At 41.5% G+C, this 22,426-nt stretch carries 20 protein-coding genes; 15 read left to right on the top strand and 5 right to left on the bottom strand.

Going from position 1 to position 22,426, the window contains the following annotated elements:
* Positions 1-74 precede the first annotated feature (74 nt).
* From MTF66_RS04285 to MTF66_RS04265, 5 genes are read left to right on the top strand one after another with little or no spacing between them, the layout of a single operon-like run.
* Positions 75-1,133 carry an agmatine/peptidylarginine deiminase gene (locus MTF66_RS04285; protein WP_248526522.1) on the top strand — a complete coding sequence of 353 codons (1,059 nt, stop codon included), beginning with the start codon at positions 75-77 and terminating at the stop codon, positions 1,131-1,133.
* The gene (locus MTF66_RS04280; RefSeq protein WP_248526521.1) at positions 1,126-2,019 is read left to right on the top strand and encodes a carbon-nitrogen hydrolase; all 894 of its coding nucleotides are present in this window, start codon (positions 1,126-1,128) and stop codon (positions 2,017-2,019) included. The genes MTF66_RS04285 and MTF66_RS04280 overlap by 8 nt, the downstream gene beginning before the upstream one ends.
* 29 nt (positions 2,020-2,048) lie before the next feature.
* On the top strand, positions 2,049-5,522 hold the full coding sequence (gene mfd, locus MTF66_RS04275; RefSeq protein WP_248526520.1) for a transcription-repair coupling factor: 3,474 nt from the start codon (positions 2,049-2,051) through the stop codon (positions 5,520-5,522).
* Complete coding sequence (locus MTF66_RS04270) at positions 5,522-6,352, top strand: peptidoglycan binding protein CsiV (RefSeq protein ID WP_248526519.1); 831 nt, start codon at positions 5,522-5,524, stop codon at positions 6,350-6,352. The genes mfd and MTF66_RS04270 overlap by 1 nt, the downstream gene beginning before the upstream one ends.
* An 11-nt stretch (positions 6,353-6,363) precedes the next feature.
* Positions 6,364-6,627 carry an outer membrane protein assembly factor BamE gene (locus tag MTF66_RS04265; RefSeq protein WP_248526518.1) on the top strand — a complete coding sequence of 88 codons (264 nt, stop codon included), beginning with the start codon at positions 6,364-6,366 and terminating at the stop codon, positions 6,625-6,627.
* Between the two features lie 28 nt (positions 6,628-6,655).
* On the opposite strand, the gene MTF66_RS04260 is transcribed toward MTF66_RS04265, so the two are convergent.
* The 3 genes from MTF66_RS04260 to MTF66_RS04250 form a co-directional block, all read right to left on the bottom strand.
* Positions 6,656-8,032 (bottom strand): hypothetical protein, encoded by a 1,377-nt coding sequence (locus MTF66_RS04260; RefSeq protein WP_248526517.1) that lies wholly within the window; start codon positions 8,030-8,032, stop codon positions 6,656-6,658.
* Positions 8,033-8,140: 108 nt separating this feature from the next.
* A complete protein-coding gene (locus MTF66_RS04255; protein WP_248526516.1) occupies positions 8,141-10,732 on the bottom strand; it encodes a TonB-dependent siderophore receptor in 2,592 nt (863 codons plus the stop codon).
* A 590-nt stretch (positions 10,733-11,322) separates the two neighbouring features.
* Positions 11,323-11,742, bottom strand: a complete 420-nt coding sequence (locus MTF66_RS04250) for a hypothetical protein (RefSeq protein WP_063529357.1) — start codon at positions 11,740-11,742, stop codon at positions 11,323-11,325.
* 346 nt (positions 11,743-12,088) lie between these two features.
* Between MTF66_RS04250 and ccoN the strand changes: the two genes are divergently transcribed.
* The 10 genes from ccoN to uspE all read left to right on the top strand — a co-directional run bounded on the left by ccoN (position 12,089) and on the right by uspE (position 21,015).
* Complete coding sequence (gene ccoN / locus MTF66_RS04245) at positions 12,089-13,522, top strand: cytochrome-c oxidase, cbb3-type subunit I (RefSeq protein WP_248526515.1); 1,434 nt, start codon at positions 12,089-12,091, stop codon at positions 13,520-13,522.
* A gap of 12 nt (positions 13,523-13,534) precedes the next feature.
* Positions 13,535-14,209, top strand: coding sequence for a cytochrome-c oxidase, cbb3-type subunit II (gene ccoO, locus MTF66_RS04240; protein WP_054561332.1), 675 nt, complete (start codon positions 13,535-13,537; stop codon positions 14,207-14,209).
* A gap of 5 nt (positions 14,210-14,214) precedes the next feature.
* Complete coding sequence (locus MTF66_RS04235; protein WP_054561331.1) at positions 14,215-14,400, top strand: cbb3-type cytochrome c oxidase subunit 3; 186 nt, start codon at positions 14,215-14,217, stop codon at positions 14,398-14,400.
* The gene (gene ccoP, locus MTF66_RS04230; protein ID WP_054561330.1) at positions 14,397-15,362 is read left to right on the top strand and encodes a cytochrome-c oxidase, cbb3-type subunit III; all 966 of its coding nucleotides are present in this window, start codon (positions 14,397-14,399) and stop codon (positions 15,360-15,362) included. Before MTF66_RS04235 ends, ccoP begins: the two co-directional genes overlap by 4 nt.
* 149 nt (positions 15,363-15,511) lie before the next feature.
* A complete protein-coding gene (locus tag MTF66_RS04225) occupies positions 15,512-16,003 on the top strand; it encodes a FixH family protein (protein ID WP_054561329.1) in 492 nt (163 codons plus the stop codon).
* Positions 16,004-16,012: 9 nt separating this feature from the next.
* Entirely contained in the window at positions 16,013-18,388 is a 2,376-nt protein-coding gene (locus tag MTF66_RS04220; RefSeq protein WP_248526514.1) for a heavy metal translocating P-type ATPase, read from the top strand.
* Positions 18,385-18,552, top strand: a complete 168-nt coding sequence (gene ccoS, locus MTF66_RS04215) for a cbb3-type cytochrome oxidase assembly protein CcoS (protein WP_054553052.1) — start codon at positions 18,385-18,387, stop codon at positions 18,550-18,552. Before MTF66_RS04220 ends, ccoS begins: the two co-directional genes overlap by 4 nt.
* On the top strand, positions 18,545-19,216 hold the full coding sequence (locus MTF66_RS04210) for a sulfite exporter TauE/SafE family protein (protein WP_058584856.1): 672 nt from the start codon (positions 18,545-18,547) through the stop codon (positions 19,214-19,216). The genes ccoS and MTF66_RS04210 overlap by 8 nt, the downstream gene beginning before the upstream one ends.
* Positions 19,217-19,254: 38 nt before the next feature.
* Positions 19,255-19,989, top strand: coding sequence for an FNR family transcription factor (locus tag MTF66_RS04205; RefSeq protein WP_054553050.1), 735 nt, complete (start codon positions 19,255-19,257; stop codon positions 19,987-19,989).
* A 102-nt stretch (positions 19,990-20,091) separates the two neighbouring features.
* A complete protein-coding gene (gene uspE, locus MTF66_RS04200) occupies positions 20,092-21,015 on the top strand; it encodes a universal stress protein UspE (RefSeq protein ID WP_054561326.1) in 924 nt (307 codons plus the stop codon).
* A 48-nt stretch (positions 21,016-21,063) separates the two neighbouring features.
* On the opposite strand, the gene ttcA is transcribed toward uspE, so the two are convergent.
* Together ttcA and MTF66_RS04190 are read right to left on the bottom strand one after the other, a co-directional pair.
* Complete coding sequence (ttcA, locus tag MTF66_RS04195; RefSeq protein ID WP_054561325.1) at positions 21,064-21,957, bottom strand: tRNA 2-thiocytidine(32) synthetase TtcA; 894 nt, start codon at positions 21,955-21,957, stop codon at positions 21,064-21,066.
* Between the two features lie 143 nt (positions 21,958-22,100).
* The gene (locus MTF66_RS04190) at positions 22,101-22,415 is read right to left on the bottom strand and encodes a hypothetical protein (protein WP_248526513.1); all 315 of its coding nucleotides are present in this window, start codon (positions 22,413-22,415) and stop codon (positions 22,101-22,103) included.
* Positions 22,416-22,426: the final 11 nt, after the last annotated feature.

Raw genomic sequence — 22,426 nt, 5'->3', positions numbered from 1 at the left:
TTATCGCGCACAAAAAGCTGACATCTATGGCTAAAATGCTAAACTAGCCCCACCTTAGTTTGTTTAATACCTTCATGAAATTTAGACTTTTACCTGAATGGGCTGAGCAAGATGCAGTTATGCTTACTTGGCCTCATCAAGACACAGATTGGGCAGCAAATTTAACCGCTGTTGAGCCTGTGTATGTAGCACTTTGCCAAGCAATAAGCCAACAACAAGATGTTGTGATTGTGGCTCATGATAATGCCCTCAAAGCACATATTGAGGCATTACTTTCAAATGCAGAGGTTGATGCTAAACGCATTCACTTTGTGGTGACACCCTGTAACGATACTTGGGCACGTGACCATGGCCCATTGACCTGCGCGAATATTGATGACGCAACAGAGTTGAAAGTAATGGATTTTATTTTTAATGGTTGGGGCAATAAGTTTGCAAGTGATCTTGATAATCAAATTAATCAAGTACTTGTAAATCAAGTCGCGAGCCTTAAAAATGGTTATCAGCAAAGTGATCTGGTTCTTGAAGGCGGTGGTGTCGAGATTAATGAACACGGCGTGCTACTCACAACCAGCGAGTGCTTATTAAACCCAAATCGTAACCCAGAACTTACAAAAGCAGATATAGAACAAACGCTGGTTGAGCAACTGGGTGCTACGTCGTTTCTTTGGGTTGATCATGGTTACCTTGCAGGTGATGATACCGACAGCCATATTGATACACTGGTACGTTTTGCCCCAAACAACACGCTTGTTTATGTTAAGTGCGACGATAAAAATGATGAGCACTTCGCGGCCCTTGATGCAATGGAAAAACAACTGCAATCATTTAAAACAGCAGAGGGTGAAAACTACACGCTGATTGCCTTACCTTGGCCAAAAGCAGTGTTCGATGAAGATGGTGACAGACTACCTGCCACCTACGCTAATTATTTAATTATCAATAAAACTGTTTTAGTACCAATTTATGGTGACGAAAACGACCAACTGGCGCTTGGTCAGGTTGCCAAAGCATACCCAAATCACACTGTGGTGGGTATTAATTGTTTACCAATTATTCACCAATTTGGCAGCTTACACTGTATTACAATGCAATTACCGCGCGGCTTTTTAGCAGGAACAAACAATGACTAAACCAACGCATTTAAAGGTTGCTCTTGTTCAGCAATCAAACACCGATAATGCTCATGACAATATGGCAAAATCAATTGCTGGTATTCGTGATGCAGCAAGCCAAGGCGCTAAGCTTATTGTTCTTCAAGAGCTACACCGTAGCTTGTATTTTTGCCAAACCGAAGATGTAGACGTTTTTGATTTAGCAGAAACAATCCCGGGTCCAAGCACAGATACCTTAGGTGCACTTGCCAAAGAACTTAATGTGGTGATCGTGTCATCATTATTCGAAAAGCGCGCTACGGGTCTTTATCACAATACTGCTGTGGTACTTGAAACTGACGGCAGCATTGCCGGTAAATACCGTAAAATGCATATTCCTGATGACCCAGGCTTTTACGAGAAGTTTTACTTCACGCCGGGTGATTTAGGTTTTGAGCCTATTCAAACCTCTGTTGGTAAACTAGGCGTATTAGTGTGTTGGGATCAGTGGTTCCCAGAGGCTGCACGCTTAATGGCAATGGCCGGTGCTGAAATTTTAATTTACCCAACAGCCATTGGTTGGGACCCGCGCGATGAAAAAGACGAACAAACACGTCAAAAAGACGCCTGGGTTATTTCGCAACGCGCTCATGCAGTAGCCAACGGCGTACCTGTGATCAGCTGTAACCGTGTTGGCCACGAAAGTGATCCAAGCGGTCAAAGTGAAGGTATTCAGTTCTGGGGTAACTCGTTTATCGCAGGCCCTCAAGGTGAAATCTTAGCCGAAGCGAACAACAGCGATGAGCAATTACTAGTTGTTGAATTAGACCAAGCGCGTAGTGAAAACATACGTCGAATTTGGCCTTACCTTCGTGATCGTCGCATCGATCACTATCAGGACTTAACCAAGATTTATCGAGACTAAGCAGTAAAAACAGTTTAAAGGAGTAGTAAATGGCGTTTGCGCAATGGGCAGCATTGCCTTGGGTAAAATCTGAAAAAGATAAGATTCAATGGGGACAACTTACCGGTAGCGGGCTTAGCATCGCCATCGCAGAAGGTGTAAAGCAACACAACGAGCTGGTTGTGATTGTCACCCCAGATACGCCAAGCGCCCTTCGCCTTGAAACTGAACTCGAATTTCTGTTGCCTGAAAACCCAGTCATGGTTTTCCCTGACTGGGAAACCTTACCTTATGATCATTTTTCACCCCATCAAGATATTATTTCGGCGCGCTTAGCCACGTTAAATACCTTAAAAAAAGAACAACAAAGTGTATTAATCGTGCCAGTGTCGACCTTGATGCTGCGTACTGCCCCTGCTTCGTTTATTTATGGTTCAACCCTTAACTTTAAAGTGGGTGATACCCTAGATACGCACACACTGCGTGAAAACTTAGAACAAGCGGGCTATTTACATGTACAGCAAGTAATGGAGCATGGTGAGTACGCGATTCGCGGCTCTATCGTTGACTTATACCCTATGGGTAGCCCACACCCATTCCGTTTAGACTTTTTTGATGATGAGCTCGACAGCATTCGCTTATTTGATGTTGAAAGCCAGCGCTCAGATGAAAAGGTCGACAAAATTGAGTTACTGCCTGCTCACGAATTCCCAACTAACGACTCAGACATTGAGCGTTTTCGTATCAACTATCGTGAACAATTTGGCGCAAGCTCTGAACAAGACTCAATTTATATGCAGGTGACTAAAGGAACTTGGCCTGCCGGTATCGAATATTATATGCCACTGTTTTTTGATGAATTGGCAACTATCTTCGATTACTTACCAAGTAATACAACCTTTATGCATTTTGGCGATATTGAGCATGCTGCTGATCAGTTTTGGCATGATGTGAATGTACGCTATGAAAATCGCCGTGTTGATCCGCTCAGACCTTTACTTGAACCTGTAAAGCTGTATCAAAGCGTGAATGAGCTGTTTGGTGAATTCGGTAAGTACGCGCGCATTCGTTTATCGCAAGCAAAATTAGGCACCAAAGCGGGTCACACCAACCTTGCGAGTAAAGAGCTGCCAAATGTTCGTATTGATCATAAGTTACATGAACCTTACCAAGGTTTAATTGACTATGTTGCCAGTGAGAAAAAACAAAAAGGCCGCGTGCTGCTCTCGGTTGAATCAGATGGCCGCCGCGAATCATTACTCACTTTATTAAAGCCAAGTGGTTTAAAGCTTAAAGAATTTGAATCGTTTAGCGATTTTACCAACAGTTCGAGTGATGTTGGCCTAATTGTTTCGCCACTTGAGCAAAGTGTGGTGCTAGACGGTAAGCCGCGTTTAACCATTATCACAGAGCAAGAATTGCTAGGCATTAAGGTCTCGCAACGTCGACGCCGTAAACACAAATACGAAGCCAGCCAAGATGCGCTTATTCGTAACCTTGCTGAGCTACGCGAAGGTCAACCGATTGTGCACCTTGATCATGGTGTAGGACGCTATCAAGGCCTTGAAACCATTGATGCTGCCGGTGTGATCACTGAATTTGTTACGATCATCTACGCTAACGAGGCAAAGCTATACGTGCCCGTTTCAGCGTTACATATGCTGAGCCGCTATTCAGGTGGCGAAGAAGCCTCTGCCCCGCTTCATAAGTTAGGCTCTGATGCGTGGGAAAAAGCAAAAAAACGTGCCGCCGAAAAAGTTCGTGATGTGGCTGCTGAGCTTTTAGATATTTACGCTAAACGCCAAGCAAAGCCTGGCAATAAATTTAAGCTTGATGGCAGTGCTTATCGTCAGTTTAGCGACAGCTTCCCATTTGAAGAAACTGACGATCAACGCAACGCCATTGAATCTGTGCTCGGTGATATGCAAAGTAAGCAAGCGATGGACCGTTTAGTATGTGGTGACGTTGGCTTTGGTAAAACCGAAGTGGCAATGCGCGCAGCCTTTGTTGCTGTTAACGATAACAAGCAAGTTGCGGTACTTGTACCAACCACACTGCTTGCACAGCAGCATTATGAAAACTTTAAAGACCGCTTTGCCGATTTACCAATTGAGGTTGGCGTTTTATCACGCTTTAACTCAACCAAAGAGCAAAAAGACACCCTAGATAAAATGGCTGAGGGTAAATTAGATATCGTGATTGGTACTCACAAGCTTATTCAACAAGATATTCAATTTAAAGATTTGGGCTTATTAATTGTTGATGAAGAGCACCGTTTTGGGGTGCGTCAAAAAGAAAAAATAAAAGCATTACGTGCCGATGTGGATATTTTAACGCTCACTGCGACCCCTATCCCACGTACATTAAACATGGCAATGAGTGGCATGCGCGACTTATCAATCATAGCCACACCGCCTGCGAAACGTTTAGCAGTTAAAACCTTTGTTAGACAAAGAGATGCAGAACTAATTCGCGAAGCAATTCTGCGTGAGATTAAACGCGGTGGTCAGGTGTATTTCTTACATAATAATGTTGAAACCATAGACCGAGTTGCAGAGGAAATTAGTGAGTGGGTACCTGAAGCCAGCGTAACTACGGCACATGGTCAAATGCGAGAACGCGAGCTTGAACAAATCATGAGTGATTTTTATCACCAAAAATATAACGTGATTGTGTGTACCACTATTATCGAAACCGGTATCGATGTACCAACTGCCAACACCATTATTATGGATAGAGCAGATAAACTCGGTCTGGCACAACTGCATCAGTTACGTGGTCGTGTTGGCCGCAGCCATCACCAAGCGTATGCATACCTACTGACTGGTAACCCTAAATCACTCAGTAAAGATGCTGTTAAACGATTAGAAGCGATAGAGTCACTGGAAGACCTTGGTGCAGGTTTTGCGCTTGCAACTCATGATTTAGAAATTCGTGGTGCCGGTGAGCTGCTTGGTGATGATCAATCAGGTCAAATGCAAACAATTGGTTTTAGTTTGTATATGGAAATGCTGGAACAAGCGGTTAACTCGCTCAAAGAGGGTAAAGAGCCTACCCTTGAGAACTTGCTCGGTCAACAAACTGAGGTTGACTTAAAGCTGCCAGCGTTATTACCTGATGATTATATTCATGATGTAAACGTACGTTTAGGTATCTATAAACGCATTGCAAGCTGTGCTAACCTCAACGATATGGACGAGTTACAGGTAGAGCTTATTGACCGTTTTGGTCTACTACCTGACGCCACGAAAAACTTATTCAGTTTGCAGCAATTAAAACTGCAAGCAAGTAATATTGGCATTAAGAAGATTGAAGCAAACCCGAAAGGCGGTTATTTTGAGTTTAGCCAGCATACAAAGGTTAACCCTAGCTTCATTATAGGTTTGATACAAAGTGCACCGCAGGTGTATAAAATGGATGGCGCAAACAAACTGCGCTTTGCAATTAGCGAAGCCAACGCTCGCGAACGCTTAAAAATGGTCACTGCAATGATTGCAGATTTCGATAAAAAGGTTAGCCATTAATGTTGTTTAGAAATAGTTTACTACTGCTTTGTTGCTTATTTACAAGCTCGTCATTTGCAACACGTTGGTTCGAAATAGAAGTTCTTATTTATAAACAGCGCCCGGCTCCTTATTTACAGGAAGATTTCAGTTTAAAACACGATGAAATCAAGGCTAAGCGTAGCAAAGATCTATTATCCCCTGCCTACACAGAGCAGGCAAAACAGGCTTGTATTGAAGGCGATAGCCGCTTTCGCTCAGATTCGTTCACAGATTCTTTAGTCAATACCAACCCTCACTCAAACGTGTGTGATGACAGTGTTGATTTTTTAGCAAGTTATAATCAACTGCCTGTGACACCCGTTGTAGAACCCCGTGAAGACACTGACGAAATTTATTTAATGGCGCCAGAACAATTACAGTTTGTTGAGCAAAAAAATCAGCTTGATAGAAAAGGCTTAACCCCAATTTTACACACCGGCTGGCGTTTTCCTGAAATGAGTGAAAGAAGAGCACCGAGTATCCGCATATTCGCCGGTGAACACTTAGCAAAACACGCAAGTCCTGTAGAAGAAAACAACGATTTTATTAGTTTAGTCGGCCCTACTGAGCGCTACATTCCCGATCAGCTGCAAAATGTGCCTGAGTGGGAATTAGACGGTTTAATGAAGATTTATGTTCGTCACTACCTTTTTATAAACGCAGATTTTGATATTAGTCAGCGCTTAGAAACTGGTGATTACGAAAAAGCACGTTTTTCACAATTCAAACGTGTGATCAGTAACGAGATACATTATTTTGATCACCCACGTATGGGGATGATCGTGCAAATAAGACGCTACAACCATTAATGGATACAATTATGAAAAAATATATGGCAATTGCAGCAGCGGCTGCGGCACTTACTTTAGCTGGTTGCTCAAAAGTAAATTTAGAGAACTACGAAAAAATTGAAATTGGTATGGATAAAACTGAGGTTGAAGCTATTTTAGGTTCAGCTGATAAGTGTGAAGAAAAGACACTACACACTAACTGTATCTGGGGTAGCAAAGATAAAAACATCGAAATTACCTTAGTATCAGACAAAGTGTCGCTTTACAGCAAAACAGGTTTAGACGCTAAATAAACCGAAATGGGTGGCCAAGGCCACCCTTTCATCTTTCATCTTTCAAAATGTCAGTTTGTGAGTAAATACGCTCAATATTAACAATTTTGCTGCGATTTAACGTAATCTTGTAGCGCTGATACAAAGTTTCATCTTCGCTTTGTGTAAACACTAATACCACATTTAACTGATAACGCCTCTCTACGGCTTTCTTAGAGATTTTATTGCTATCTAGATGATAGAGCTTACCTTCACCTCGCTTTAAATAGCGAGCAAACGGTGCCAAGCTAAATTGCATAGTTTGTTGCAAGGTATCGTAGCCAGGTAAAAACTCTTTAGCGTTAACTTGTGTTTCGCTTGCAAAACGCAGCCACTGAGCAGCCTGTTTATTTTGATGACGTCGCTTTGAAAAAATTCTTCTTACCGCTTTAGGCAGGCGTTTAAAACTGGTGTATTCAAGCCAAATGTATTGGCTAGCAATTTTGTCTTTGGTTATGCTGTTTTTAAATTGAAAGCGCCATTTAGGTCGCCCTCGTACGATAGCTCGCCAGATCACCCGTGTTATGTCTTCTTTAAATATTTCACGAAGACCATAAATAACACCCAAGATCAAAATCAACGTCGCTGTTACTTCGGTAAAGTTTGAGCGAGCATTTAACACAACCAACATCACAAAGGCCATGATCACAGCGGTCACCGTGCCCTTTACCATACGTTTTAAATAACTGTTTAAGTGACGCGTGCTACGTGTAAGTACCACTCCATGCTCAATCAAACGTTGTAATAGGCGCATTTTGTTGGTGATACGGTTGGCATCTTCAAGTGTCGATTGCGAGTTATATTCTTGCTCGTCACGGTAACTGTTTTCATTTTTGCAAAACTCTAATAGCTCACTGCGCTCTTTTGCAAAATCACTACTACGCGGCCCTTCATCCAGTAGTTTTAAAAATGACTGCTCTACATGCCAGCTTAAGTAGTTATCGGCATTTTTATAAAATGGCAGTAGTTTTTCGTCATCTGGGGTATAGCGTCTTAGTTTTTTCAACAAACCTCTGGTTTGCTCACACAACTCAATGGCTGCAGGGTAAAACTCTTCAGCTTCTTGGTGTTTTAGGGTGTCTTTAATATCGGCATTCAGCGCTAATCGAACTTGATAGCAATATAAGTTTAAGTTTTGCCGATAATCTTGCTGTTCACCTTTGTTTTTACTAACAAAGCGGCTTCTAACTAAAGGTAAGTGAATGTTGTTAGCGTTATACGCAAGGTGCGATTTAAAATTGTTGTTAAAGAAAGATTCTTCGCTAAGTGTTTGTGGATTAACACTCATTTCATTAGGAATGGAGAAATACAGGTCGAGTCGTTGCTCTGTGCGTGGTTTAAGCTCAGGCTCAATAATAAAAGATAAGTTTTCGTCTTGTTTAAGCAATATCACCTCGTTTTTTAATAATGCTCCCTTAGTTTACGCGTTGATAGGCTTTCAGACAATAAAAAAGGCCCAGTAAAAACTGGGCCTTAGTAATCATTTCAAACTAGATTAGAACTTAACGTTCATACCAGCGAAGAAACGACGACCTAGTACATCGTATGTGTACGGGTCAGTGTTTGAGTCATTGTTACCTGAGTAGTAAGGTGCTTGCTTATCGAATAAGTTGTTAACACCTGCAGAGAATGACACTGTGTCGTTCAGGATGTATGAACCGCTGATGTCGTGGTATACAACAGTACCAACGCTTGGTACTAGACACTCGCTGTCGTCAGCAAGACATGCGTAGCTGTCTAAGCCGTCGATCATACGTGCTTGGTATTGTGCATCCCAGTTGTCGCCAGACGCGTTAAGAGTGAAGTTAGACTTAACTTTCGCGTAGCTACCGATACCTGAAGTTACAAGACCTGTGTAATCGATTGTGCTTGTGCCTGAATCAACGATGTACTCATCAAGGATAGTTACATCAAGACCTGTGCGCCAGTTAATACCTGCAGCTTCAAATGCATACTTGAAGTTTACGTCATAACCTTTAGTAGATTCATTACCAATGTTTTGTAATTGGTTGTTGAAGCTAATGCGACCAGTGCTTTGGTTGAAGTTGATTGCAGAAGACTGACATAGAGCAGTATCTTGGTTCTTGTATGCGCCAGTAGAGGCATCAAGACAGTTTTCAACGATGTACTGGTTGTTTACGCTTGAAATTGAGTTTTCAATTTCGATTTCGTAGTAGTCAACAGTCATTGAGAAACCGTCGAACCATTCTGGAGCGTATACGAAACCAGCAGTTACTGTGTCAGCAAGCTCTGGCGTTAATTGGTCATTACCACCAACAGTTACTTCAGCTTGGTCTTGTGCACCAGGGAAGTTAACTTGTTCGAATGAAGGTGATTTACCTTGGTAAAGCTCAGATACTGTAGGAGCACGGAATGCAGTTGAACGAACAGCACGTAGCATTAGTTCGTCGTTTACACGCCAAGTTAGACCAAGTTTCCAAGTCTCATCTGAACCAAATGTGCTGTAATCGAATGCACGAACAGCTGCGCTTAAGTCAACCATTTCTGCAAATGGTGCATCAGCTAGAAGTGGAACAGCGAATTCTACGTAAGCTTCGTTTACGTCAAAACGACCGCCAGTTGGTTCAACACGTGGGTCATTTGCAAGACCTTGTGAAGTTAGTGAATCTGGAACGTACCATGCTTTTTCTTCACGACGCTCGATACCAGCAGCGAAACCAACGTAACCAGCAGGAAGTTCCATTACTTCACCGTTAAGGCCAGCAGAAAGAACTAATAATTGGCTACCACCTGAGTTGTTCTCAGTGTAGTTGTACTGTGCAAGGTTGCTACCTGACCAATCAGCTTGGTTAAGTGGGTTGAAAGTACCCTCTTCGATTGCGTCTTGGATTGAACCCATGTTAAGTAGGTTAGTTGCACGGTCAACTGAGTCGTTACGACCGAATACTACTGAAGTATCCCAGCCCCAACCGTTGTCGAATGCACCGTCAAGACCGACTACTGCACGTACAGTATCAACAACTTGCTCATAACCACGAGGACCAACATCAGTCATACGACGACCGTAAGAGATGTCTTCACCATCAGCTACGCCGTGAGAAAGAAGTGAATCACCCATTGCGTCTGCATCGTAAGTGAAGTCAAACCATACTGGCTGTGGAGCCATTTGTTGAGTTGACCAACGCTTAGAGTAAGTGAACTCAGAAACTAAACGCGTTTCATCAGTTACGTCAAAGTGGCCGATACCTGTAAGGTTTAAACGACGCATTGGCGTGTAAAGGTAGCTTGTTGCTGAGTAGTTGTAAGCATCACCTGCTGAAGTGAAGTCGTGCCACTCGCCGTCTGCTTGACCTTGTAGGTCTGCATTTTCAGCCCAAACGTGGCCGAAAGGCGTGTAAGAAGAACCGCCACAGTAGAAGCTACCGTTTTCGTAATCTTCTTCGATTGGACAATCAGAGAAATCACGGTCTGCTTGAGAAGCGTCGCCACGGTCTGTGTATTGTAAACCAATTACAACGTTACCACGGTCAAAGCTTGAACCCATTGTGATATCGAAAGACGTTTCGTCTGCATCGCCTTCACCAGTGATAGCACCGTTAAGGTTCATGTCTAGACCTTCGAAGTCGTCTTTTAAGATGATGTTAACAACACCAGCTACCGCGTCAGTACCATATACAGCAGATGCGCCGTCTTTTAGTACTTCAACTTGCTTGATCATTGATACTGGGATTGTGTTTAAGTCAACAGTAGATGCTGCGCCAGTACCAGAGTTGATCATACGACGACCATTTACTAGTACTAGAGTACGTTGTGCGCCTAAACCACGTAGGTCAACACGTGCGTTACCGCCTGAACCGTTGTTAACAGCAGGGTTAGTCATCGCACCGCTTGCTGCAGTCATTTTTTGTAGAACGCCATCGATGCTTGATGCACCCATTGCTTTGATGTCATCTGCACCAATTAAAGTTACAGGACTAGACGTCTCCATATCGGTACGCTTAATGCGAGAACCTGTAACTTGAATTTTTTCAATAGACTCTGCTGCATCATCAGCAGCTAAAACTTGCATGCTTGAGAACATTGGGATTGCTGAAACAACAGCTAAACCAAGAATTGATTTTTTCATGTGAAAACCCTACTTGTTGGAAATTTACCTTTAGTTAGGTAGCGCTCGTTATTATTAGAATCACGAGTCAGCGGAGGGCAACTTAGGCTCAGTTAACTGAACGAAAACTGAATGAAAGGTTAAAGAAAAAACAACCCCAAAATGACGTATCCATTTTAGGTAATAAGGTTTCACGATGTATCAATGTTAACAGAAAAAAACACTTCTACATCAGCAATGTAACATTATTAAGTAGCAAAAAAAACACGATTGAAATCAATTGCACGCACTTTGTAATCAAGTGTAACTAAAGCCCAATTAGTGCTACAAATGAAATTTTTACAAGTTGATCACACAACGTTATAAAAACCGTAAAAGCTTGGTAAGAATGCTAACCATAGTTATTCACTTAAATTAACTAAATAGACAAAGTTAGCCCGTTAAACAGTGTATTAGAGGAAGAATTTTTGTTTTTGTTCCTTAAATTTGTAATACCGTATAAAGATACGGCTAATAAAGAACATTAAAGTAGAAAAAGATGACGTAGGGATGACGACAATCACAGCTTTTAAATAATCAAAAGCTGTGATCAACAATAATAAGGGAAGATGTTATCGAGTTTGCAGTGAATCGAAATAATAAAGCAAGGTTTGTGGTTGATTGTCACCAGTAGTATAAGTGAGCATCATTTTCCAGGTCATTACAGGCTCAGAGCATGCGCCAACCATAGTATCAGCAACCCAAACTTGCCCTTTCTGTTTAAACTGCAGCGGAATAAACCCCATATACATAGTGACCCCTTCAAGTTTTGCAGAGAGGTTTTTAGCATCTTTCGGCAGCTTTAGGTTGATTGCAAAAGGCAACTCAGGGCTGACAGCTGGGTTGCTCAGCCAAACTTCTGCATTATTAGGGTAATAACAATGACTATTGTTCTCACAACTTGTACTTGTGCTGCCCTCTTCTATACTTTGGCTATCACATGCAGCTAAAAATACACTGAAAAGGAAAACGGGTAAAAAACTAGTTCGCACTCTATTTGCCTGTATAAAATAAAAGCGGATACTAGTGAGCTACCCGCGAAAAGACAACCATGCTAGATGGAATAAGCTAATAAAAATACAATCTCTGACAAAAAATAACCAACAAAGCGCTAAAATTTGATTGATGTCATAATTTTATGCAATTGACCTATCTTTTTAAGGTCAAAAATTTTATCATTTCCATCGCAAAAATAAGGGTTTCTCGAGTTTGTTTTCTGAAGCTAGCACCGCTAAGTTGGCTTTAGGTAACACGCTTGTGAAGTAATAGTAGGCCCCACTTTGAATAAAAGTGGGTAATTCATTTCTAAAACGCATTTATTGCAGCGGAAGCCAGAAAATGAGCCAAACAGTAGCATCACAAACTGAGTACAATTATAAAGTTGTACGCCAATTCGCTATTATGACAGTGATTTGGGGCATCGTTGGCATGAGTGTTGGGGTTCTGATTGCTGCCCAATTAGCTTGGCCAGCACTTAACTTTGATACACCATGGTTAACTTACTCTCGACTACGTCCGTTACACACGAACGCAGTAATTTTCGCATTTGGTACAAGTGCACTTTTTGCGACGTCTTATTACGTCGTACAACGTACATGTCAAACGCGCCTTTTCTCAGATAAACTAGCAGCCTTCACCTTCTGGGGTTGGCAACTTGTTATCGTACTAGCAGCGATTACCTTACCACTAGGTATCACCAGCTCAAAAGAATACGCAGAACTTGAATGGCCAATCGATATTCTTATCGCCGTTGTTTGGGTAACTTACGCAGTTGTATTCTTTGGTACGTTAATCAAGCGTAAAGTATCGCACATCTATGTTGCGAACTGGTTCTACGCTGGTTTCATCATTACTGTTGCCGTTTTACACATTGTAAACAGCATGGCAATTCCAGTTTCACTAACTAAATCATACTCTATCTACGCAGGTGCTGTAGATGCAATGGTTCAGTGGTGGTACGGTCACAACGCTGTTGGTTTCTTATTAACTGCTGGTTTCTTAGGTATGATGTACTACTTCGTACCAAAACAAGCAGGTCGCCCTGTTTATTCTTACCGTTTATCGGTAGTTCACTTCTGGGCTCTTGTTTCTTTATACATCTGGGCAGGTCCTCACCACCTACACTACACTGCGCTTCCAGACTGGACGCAAAGCTTAGGTATGGTTATGTCAGTTATCCTATTCGTTCCATCTTGGGGTGGTATGATCAACGGTATCATGACGTTATCAGGTGCATGGCATAAACTACGTACTGACCCAGTACTTCGTTTCTTAGTTGTTTCTCTATCTTTCTACGGTATGTCAACGTTCGAAGGCCCAATGATGGCTATTAAGTCAGTTAACGCGCTTTCTCACTACACTGACTGGACTGTAGGTCACGTACACTCAGGTGCACTAGGTTGGGTTGCAATGATTTCTATCGGTGCTATCTATCACCTAATCCCTGCACTATTCTCACAAGGCCGTATGTACAGTGTTAAACTAGTTAACACGCACTTCTGGTTACACACTGTTGGTGTTGTTCTATACATCGTAGCAATGTGGATCTCAGGTGTAATGCAAGGTCTAATGTGGCGTGCAGTAAACTCAGACGGTACGTTAATGTACAGCTTTGTACAGTCATTAGAAGCTTCGTATCCGTTCTATATCATGCGTTTCCTAGGCGGTGTATTCATCGTAGCAGGTATGCTAATTATGGCTTACAACGTTTATCGTACTATTGCAGCGAAGAAAGATTCGCTTCAATTAGACGCTGACGCACAATTGGCATAATGGAGTAGCACGATGAGCAATAATAATTCACAAAACAAACACGAAATAGTCGAAAAGAACGTTGGCCTAATGGCTATCTTGACTGTCTTTGCAATCAGCTTTGGTGCGTTAGTTGAGATTACTCCACTAATGTTCCAAGACGATACGACTAAACCTGTTGATGGCTTACGCCCTCTTACAGCGTTAGAAATGGAAGGTCGTGATATCTACGTGCGTGAAGGTTGTTACAACTGTCACTCACAAATGATTCGTCCTTTCCGTGACGAGGTTGAGCGTTACGGTCACTACTCTGTAGCTGGTGAGTCAGTATGGGATCACCCATTCCAATGGGGTTCTAAGCGTACTGGTCCTGACCTAGCTCGTGTTGGTGAGCGTTACTCAGACGATTGGCACCATGCTCACTTAATGGACCCACGTGCTGTGGTTCCTGAGTCAAACATGCCAGCGTTTCCTTGGTTAGACGAAAACAGAGTCGATACGACCCATACACTTAAAAAGCTTCAAGTATTCCGTGATAGCTTCGGAATCGACAAAGCAAGCGACCGTTACGACGGTAAAGGTTACGGAAGTGACGAAGAGCTAAAAGCTGACATTGCGAAAATCGAAGCCATGAACAATGGTGAAGGCGCAACTGAAATGCAAGCTCTAATCGCTTACTTACAACAGCTTGGCACACACTTGAAGTAATTATTATGGATTACGGAACATACAGAGGCATTTTGACTCTGGTAATTTTAGTACTGTTTATTGTGATTGTTGTATGGGCATACAGCAAGCGTAGCAAAAGCCGATTTGATAACGCTGCTAATGCCATATTTGAAGATGAAAAAAAACACAACAACACAATCTCTAACGAGGAAAAGGAGTCTGAGAAATGACTAGCTTTTGGAGTATATGGGTTATCGTATTAACCCTAGCGTGTCTTGCTATCATCTTCGGCCTACTTCTGTGGAACTTAAAAAACTACACAGGTGTTAAAGAAGGCGAAAGCTGTGGTCACGAATTTGACGGCATTGAAGAACTAAACAACCCACTACCAAAATGGTGGACTTACATGTTCTTCGCGACATTCATTTGGTCTGTATACTACCTTGCTGCTTACCCAGGTTTAGGTAACTGGGAAGGTTTAGGTAAATGGACAAGTTCTAACCAAGGTATTACTTCTTTAGCTGAGTCTAAAGAAGCGACTGAACAAGCATTAGCTAACGGTGAGAACGTTCAATTAGACCAAGAATTTATCGCTGCTGATGAGCGTTTTGGCCCAATCTTTGAGTCATTCGCAAAACAAGATATTGAAACACTAGTTAAAGATGAAAAAGCGCTTGAGATTGGTCAACGTTTATTCTCACAAAACTGTGCACAATGTCATGGTTCAGATGCACGTGGTGGTCAAGGCTTCCCTAACCTAACGGATAACGATTGGTTATACGGCGGTACACCAGACAAGATCAAAGAAACACTTCTTTACGGTCGTGTTGCTGCGATGCCACCTTGGGGTGATGCACTTGGCGAGCAAGGCATTAAAGAAATGACTGCTCACGTACTTAGCCTTTCAGGCCGTACTGTTAACCAAAAAGACGCTGCTGCAGGTGCTGCTAAGTTTGCAATGTGTGCTGCGTGTCACGGTGCTGACGGTAAAGGTTCAGTTGCACACAACTTACCATTTGGTGCACCTAACCTAACAGATAACATCTGGTTATACGGTGGTTCTAAACGTGCTGTTGAAGAAACACTAATCAATGGCCGCGCCGGTGTAATGCCAGCATGGAAAGACATTTTAGGTGAAGATAAAGTTCACTTATTAACAGCGTACGTTTACAGCTTATCGCAAGATAAATAACCACGCGGTTAATAAAATGTATAAACAATTAATCTTTTAATTCAATAGATTAATTAAGATCAAAAAAGCCTCCATCTGGAGGCTTTTTTTTAGTCTTTTGCTTTTAAATCCGATAAAATGCGTACAACGTTTTTAAAGGTATAAGTACTATGAAACCCACTCCTTGGTATAAAAACTTTTGGCCATGGTTTTTAATCTCTTTTCCTCTTGCAGCTATCATCGGCTGTGCTGGTCTTATTTATATGGCGATTGGCAACGGCCCAGATATGGTTGTTGATGATTACTATAAAAAAGGCAAAGCAATTAACCTTGAACTCAGCAAATTTAATAAAGCAAAAGCACTTTATTTACATGGCGATTTAAATGTTGCAGGCGACAAAGTAACTTTCACTTTCACCAAGGGTGATGCAAGCAATGTTCACTCTTTAAAAATGTCATTTTATCATCGCACCATTAAAGCCAATGACTTTGATGTAAGCCTAATGAAAAACGCTCATGGCGATTTTACTGCCCTACTCGACACCCATGTTGACGGTGCATACACAGTGTTTATTGAACCAATCGATAACAGTTGGAAACTTAAAGAAGATGTAATTCTACCAACTGATAAAACGATTTCGATTAGCCCTGAATATAAGTAGTAAACTCTAATGTCCGATAATTGCTTTCATTGTCTTGAAAGTGTGCCAAAAGGCTTTAATGCGACTGTCGAAATAGACGGTAAGGCACAACCTATGTGTTGTATTGGTTGCCAAACGGTTGCTGAGAATATCGTCGCCCAAGGCATGACCGATTACTATAAATTTAGAACTGTGCGCTCTGGTAAAGTTGAACAGCTTGTTCCAGAGCAACTCGAGTTGATTAAAAGTTACGATAACGAAGATATTCAAGACGAGTTTATTTCAGCCACTAATGATTTATCAGAGGTGCTATTAACTGTTGAAGGCATCACCTGTGCTGCCTGTGCTTGGTTAATCGAAAAACAGTTACTTAATTTAAAAGCGATAAAACGTGTTGATGTAAATACATCGACTAACCGTGCCATGATCCAATGGGATAAATCGGTCATACCGCTTAGCCAAATTATCACCTCATTACATGAAATCGGCTATAAAGCCTACCCGTTTCAGGCAGACCTTGAAGCGAGCCAAAAACAACAAGCCGCGAAAGCCTACATTCGCCGTTTAGGGGTTGCCGGTCTGATGACCATGCAAGTAATGATGTTTGCTTTTGCCATGTATTTTGGCATGTTCTCTGGCATGGAAGAGAACTTCGAGCAGTATTTTCGATGGATAAGCTTAGTACTTGCTTCTCCAGTTATTCTTTATAGTGCCCTGCCATTCTTAACCAATGCCATTAATGGTTTAAAAGCCAAACAGCTGAATATGGACTTACCCGTCTCATTAGCTATTTTCGGTGCTTATGGGGCAAGTTGTTACGCCACATTAATGTCGGTTGGCGAAGTTTATTTTGAATCTATCTGTATGTTTACCTTCTTATTATTATTAGGTAAATATTTAGAATTTAGAGCCCGTTTAAAAGCCAGTGAATTTACCGCTAATTTGCAAAAGTTACTGCCGCTTACAGCTCGTATTATTGATGAAAATAATCAAGAATCGATAATTGCGGCTAAAAAACTAAAACTGGGTGATATTGTATTAATCAAAGCAGGCGAGACAATTCCTGCTGATGGTATTGTTACAAAAGGTCAAACAACCGTTGATGAAGCCATGATGACGGGTGAACACCAGCCAGTTAACAAGTTTGTCAGCCATCAAGTTTACGCTGGAACGATTAACCATGATGGTGTGATCAGTATTGAGATCAACAAAATCGGTCAAAATACCCTGCTTAATCAAATTATTAAGTTGCAACACACAGCGTTAACCAAGCGCCCGCGATTAGTTGAGATAACAGATAAAGTAGCGCAGTGGTTTGTTGCCTGTTTATTAGTGTTTGCCTCAATAACAGCAATTGGTTGGTATCAAATAGACCCCGAGCATGCCTTTTGGGTTACTATTTCTGTACTTGTTGCAACCTGCCCTTGTGCGCTTAGTTTAGCAATTCCAACCGCTCTCACGTGCGCTGTAGCCAGCCTTACGAAGCGTGGAATTTTAATTAAACAAGCCCATGTGTTAGAAACGCTACCACAATTAACAGATATCGCTTTTGATAAAACAGGTACTTTAACGCAAGGTCGCTTTACCATTGAACGCGTTGAACTAGTTAACACCCAATACAGTGAAGCTGATGCATTACGCTTAGCAGCGCAACTTGAAAGTTTCTCTGAGCACCCTATTGCTAATGCATTCGCTGGTTTCAACGACACAGTGAACCCTATTGAAAATGTGACTATCGAACCGGGTAAAGGCATTACCGCTTTACTAAATGATCAGCACCTTGCGATAGGTAAAAGCGGTTGGTTTGATACCGAAAAAGCAGATGCTCAAGCAACCTTATATATCGATAAGCAAGTCATTGCGCGCTTTTACTTAGCCGACAGCCTACGTAATAACGCAGAAAAATTGATTACTACACTTCATTCGCAACAAATTAAGTGCCATATGTTAACGGGCGATGCCTCTAACAGTGGTGAGCGAATTGCAAAACAGCTCAATTTAGATACCGTGCATGCTGCATGTAGCCCTCGCGACAAACAAACCCATGTCGAAGCACTTGCAAGTAAAGGTGCCATTGTTGCTATGGTGGGTGATGGCGTGAATGACAGCCCAGTATTTGCCAGTGCCCATTTATCTATTGCGATGGAAACCGGCGCTGATATTTCCAAAAATAGTGCTGATGTGGTATTACTCAATAGTGATCTAACAGCCATAGAGCATTTGCTTACTGTCTCGAAAAAGACGCGCCGTATTGTTAAGCAAAACTTGGCATTATCACTTATTTACAATGGTTCGATTTTACCATTGGCAGCCCTTGGGCTCGTTGCTCCTTGGATGGCTGTAATTGGTATGTCTGCAAGCTCCATTTTGGTTATTACCAACTCATTAAGGTTATTAAAACTATGAGTATCATCTACATGCTTATCCCAATTGCCATTTTATTTGTGCTAATTGCTATTGGGGTATTCTTTTGGGCTGTAAAAAGCGAACAATTTTCTGATTTAAACAAACAGGGCCACAGTATCCTGTTCGAAGACGATAAAGAGCAGCACAACAAAAGTAATGATTGATCCGCTGTTTATTAGTGCATTTATAATGGGCTTGTTAGGCAGTGGTCATTGCCTTGCTATGTGTGGTGGCATTGCCAGCAGTTTACAACTTGCTGCCAACAAAAACCGTGCTGTGAGCTTTTCGATTGCTTATAACCTAGGCCGTGCACTCAGTTACATGCTTGCCGGTGCACTTGTAGCAGGAATTAGTAGTCGCTTTGCAGCGCAAAATACTTCTATATCGATAGCGTTGTCGTTTTTGAGTGGTATTTTTATGCTCCTTGTTGGGGTTTACATTATGCGTTTAGCGGCAACTCTTCAGTGGCTAGAAAAACTTGGCAAAACCCTAGTATGGCAGCATTTAGCTAAACTTAATCGTTATTTATTACCTGTCGATACTACCCCAAAAGCCCTACTCTATGGCGCTTTGTGGGGCTGGCTGCCCTGTGGATTAGTTTATTCAGCGCTAACCTGGGCACTGACTAGCCCATCAGCATCACATGGTGCAGGTGTGATGTTGTTTTTCGCGTTAGGCACCTTTCCTGCGATGATAAGCGTAGGACTCGTCAGCCAGAAAATAAACACTATTTTCAACCATGTTTGGACTAGGGTTATTCTAGGCAGCGTAATAATATGGTACGGTATATACTTATTAATTATAGCAACCGATAAGCTAATTCATTAATATTACTGGTTGTTAACTTATTTGAATGGATTTGATGTATGGACTTCTCACAAAACAAGTCAAAAGGCTTATGCACAATTAGCTGTAATAATTGCAGTATCAGCCAGCTATGTTTGCCATTTTCATTAAACGGTCAAGAAATGGATCGTCTAGATGAAATCATCGAACGTAAGAAACCACTGCATAAAGGTGATTATTTATTTGAGTCTGGCGAAAGCTTAAATGCCATTTATGCGGTACGCTCTGGCTCGTTTAAGTCTTATACTTTGTCAGAACAAGGTGATGAACAAATTACTGGTTTTCATCTAGCTGGTGATTTGGTTGGTTTCGATGCTATTAACAAAATGGCTCATCAAAGCTTCTCACAAGCCCTTGAAACTTCAATGGTATGTGAAATTCCATTCGATACTCTAGACGAATTAGCGGGTAAACTACCTAAGCTACGCCAACAAATTATGCGTTTAATGAGTAATGAAATTAACTATGACCAAGAAATGTTATTGTTACTCAATAAAAAGTCAGCTGAAGAGCGTTTAGCAAGTTTTATTTATAATCTTGCAGAGCGCTTTGGTGAACGTGGTTTCTCACGTAAAGAATTCCGTTTAACCATGACACGTGGTGAAATCGGTAATTATTTAGGCCTTACTGTTGAAACAATTAGCCGCCTTTTAAGCCGCTTCCAAAAAGCTGGTTTTATTAAGGTTGAAGGTAAATTTATCACCATTTTGGACCAGCAAGCGCTTGCAGCAACAGCAGCGATTAAATGTAAATAGAGTTTGATTTAACGCAACTTTATATTGTTTGCCCCTTTAACTGTTCTAAATTTAGGTTACACTCAAAGTACTACTTTTTGCGGAACAGTTAAGGAGCAGCACATGGACGCAATTAAACGAATTTTAGCAGTTATAGACCCAACCAAAGAGCAGCAACATAGTTTAAGCCGCTCAATTGATCTAGCCAAAAAATCTGGCGCGACCATCACCGCTTTCCTCAGTATCTACGACTTCTCTTATGAAATGACCACAATGCTTTCTGCTGATGAGCGTGAAGCAATGCGCGAAGCCGTAATAAAAGACCGCCAAGAATGGTTAAATGAACAAATTGCCCTTTACCCAGAGCTTACCATTGATAGCTGTGTTGTTTGGCATAACCGCCCTTACGAAGCCATTATCAATACCGTGATCAACGATGGTTTTGACCTTGTTGTCAAAGGCACCCATCAACACGATACACTTAAGTCTGTTATTTTCACACCAACTGACTGGCACCTCATTCGTAAGTGCCCTGCTCCAGTTTTGCTTGTTAAAGAGAAAGAGTGGCCGGCAAAAGGCAACATTTTAGCTGCTGTGAACGCAGTGAGTGAGAATGAACAACACCTTGAACTTAACAAGCGTATTATCAATGACGCTCGTTTCATTTGTGATTTAGCCAACGCAACGCTTAACCTTGTGAATGCCTACCCAGCAACTCCAGTTAATATCGCTATTGAAATTCCTGAGTTTAACCCAGGTGTTTACAACGAATCAGTTAAAAAACATCACTTTGAATCAACGCTTTCATTAGCTGAAGGGTTTGATATTGATAAAGCTCATTGCCACATTGAAGAAGGCTTACCAGAAGATGTTATTCCTGATGTGGCTTCACGCCTCAACAGCGAATTAGTAGTGATAGGTACAGTTGGACGTACTGGCTTAAGTGCTGCGCTTGTCGGTAACACAGCAGAGCATGTTATTGATAGCCTTGACTGCGATGTTTTAGCACTAAAACCAGACGGCTATGTAAGCCCACTTGCTAAATAACCTTTTAAATATGCATTAAAAAAGCCCCAGTTTGGGGCTTTTTTCTTTTTATATATTTGTTACATCAATAAATAATGATTCATCAATGTTTGTTGATGAGACCACCGCCTCGCTAAAGTCATAGCTTTCACGATTGCCTTCTCTATCAAGTGGTAAATTTTCAAAATCAAATAAGTTTCTGTCTGCAAGCTGGCTTGGGCTAACATTTTGTAAAGACTTAAAGATACTCTCAACACGACCTGGAGTTTTCTTATCCCACTCAGTCAACATGGCTTTGATTGATTGACGCTGCAAGTTTTCTTGTGAGCCACATAAATTACAAGGAATAATTGGAAAGTCTTTGTGCTCAGCGTATTTAATTAAATCTTTTTCACGGCAATATGACAACGGACGGATTACCACGTTACGTTCATCATCAGAGCGCAATTTTGGTGGCATCGCTTTTAGTCGTGAACCATGGAACATATTTAAGAACATTGTCTCAACGATATCATCCATGTGATGACCAAGTGCTAGTTTGGTTGCACCAATTTTTTCTGCAAATGAATAAAGTGTGCCGCGACGAAGTCGTGAACACAGACCACAGGTTGTTTTGCCCTCTGGTACTTTTTCTTTTACTACTGAGTAAGTATCTTTATCAACGATGTAATACGGAATATTTAGCGTTTCAAAGTAATCAGGCAAAATGTGCTCAGGAAATCCAGGCTGCTTCTGATCAAGGTTTACTGCAATCACTTCAAATTTAATCGGCGCTGCTTTTTGTAAATTAAGCAAAATATCTAGCATTGCAAAAGAATCTTTACCACCACTGATACATGCCATAACAACATCACCGTCTTCGATCATGTTATAATCAGTAATTGCGTTACCAACATGCCTTCTTAGACGCTTTTGAAGTTTATTAAATTCAAGAGTTTCTTTTCTAGTATCAGTTTGATTCATTTGCTCTGCTCATACAGGCTTTTGTAAGCCATGTTTCATAGTAAAAAGTTCGGCGTGGATTATACGGACTTTTTGAGCCAGTTGAAATGATTAGCTATAAACTTAAAACAAAGGGCACATTAGCCCTGTGCCCTTTGTTAACGTTAAGCGCTTTTAGTTTTAGCTTTTTTATTCTTTGCCATTCGTTTAGCACGTTTTATTGCCGACTTTTTCGACGCATTTTTCTGCGCTATTTTTAACACTTTAGCCTCTTTTAATTGCTTTTTTGCTGCTTTCAAGCGCTGTTTAGCATTTTCTGCTAGGTTCTCTGCTTCACTAGCACACTCTACAGCTGCTTGTGCTTTAAGTGCTGCATCTTTTGCAATTTCAGTGGTTTTGGCCACTTCTTTTTTACTCTTTTCGAGAATTTTTTCGAGCTTAGCAAGACGTTTCTCAAATACTGACTGTGAATTTTGCATAGTATTCTCCT

The organism is Pseudoalteromonas sp. 2CM39R, assembly GCF_023161845.1.
This window is presented reverse-complemented; position numbering and strand designations above follow the sequence as displayed.

Coding starts and splice junctions, on each gene's coding strand:
- ttcA (WP_054561325.1), bottom strand. CDS start 21,957: ATGAATCAAACTGATACTAGAAAAGAAACTCTTGAATTTAATAAACTT.
- MTF66_RS04210 (WP_058584856.1), top strand. CDS start 18,545: ATGATTGATCCGCTGTTTATTAGTGCATTTATAATGGGCTTGTTAGGC.
- ccoP (WP_054561330.1), top strand. CDS start 14,397: ATGACTAGCTTTTGGAGTATATGGGTTATCGTATTAACCCTAGCGTGT.
- MTF66_RS04225 (WP_054561329.1), top strand. CDS start 15,512: ATGAAACCCACTCCTTGGTATAAAAACTTTTGGCCATGGTTTTTAATC.
- MTF66_RS04285 (WP_248526522.1), top strand. CDS start 75: ATGAAATTTAGACTTTTACCTGAATGGGCTGAGCAAGATGCAGTTATG.
- MTF66_RS04220 (WP_248526514.1), top strand. CDS start 16,013: ATGTCCGATAATTGCTTTCATTGTCTTGAAAGTGTGCCAAAAGGCTTT.
- MTF66_RS04190 (WP_248526513.1), bottom strand. CDS start 22,415: ATGCAAAATTCACAGTCAGTATTTGAGAAACGTCTTGCTAAGCTCGAA.
- MTF66_RS04265 (WP_248526518.1), top strand. CDS start 6,364: ATGAAAAAATATATGGCAATTGCAGCAGCGGCTGCGGCACTTACTTTA.
- ccoN (WP_248526515.1), top strand. CDS start 12,089: ATGAGCCAAACAGTAGCATCACAAACTGAGTACAATTATAAAGTTGTA.
- uspE (WP_054561326.1), top strand. CDS start 20,092: ATGGACGCAATTAAACGAATTTTAGCAGTTATAGACCCAACCAAAGAG.
- MTF66_RS04270 (WP_248526519.1), top strand. CDS start 5,522: ATGTTGTTTAGAAATAGTTTACTACTGCTTTGTTGCTTATTTACAAGC.
- MTF66_RS04280 (WP_248526521.1), top strand. CDS start 1,126: ATGACTAAACCAACGCATTTAAAGGTTGCTCTTGTTCAGCAATCAAAC.
- MTF66_RS04205 (WP_054553050.1), top strand. CDS start 19,255: ATGGACTTCTCACAAAACAAGTCAAAAGGCTTATGCACAATTAGCTGT.
- ccoO (WP_054561332.1), top strand. CDS start 13,535: ATGAGCAATAATAATTCACAAAACAAACACGAAATAGTCGAAAAGAAC.
- mfd (WP_248526520.1), top strand. CDS start 2,049: ATGGCGTTTGCGCAATGGGCAGCATTGCCTTGGGTAAAATCTGAAAAA.
- MTF66_RS04255 (WP_248526516.1), bottom strand. CDS start 10,732: ATGAAAAAATCAATTCTTGGTTTAGCTGTTGTTTCAGCAATCCCAATG.
- MTF66_RS04235 (WP_054561331.1), top strand. CDS start 14,215: ATGGATTACGGAACATACAGAGGCATTTTGACTCTGGTAATTTTAGTA.
- ccoS (WP_054553052.1), top strand. CDS start 18,385: ATGAGTATCATCTACATGCTTATCCCAATTGCCATTTTATTTGTGCTA.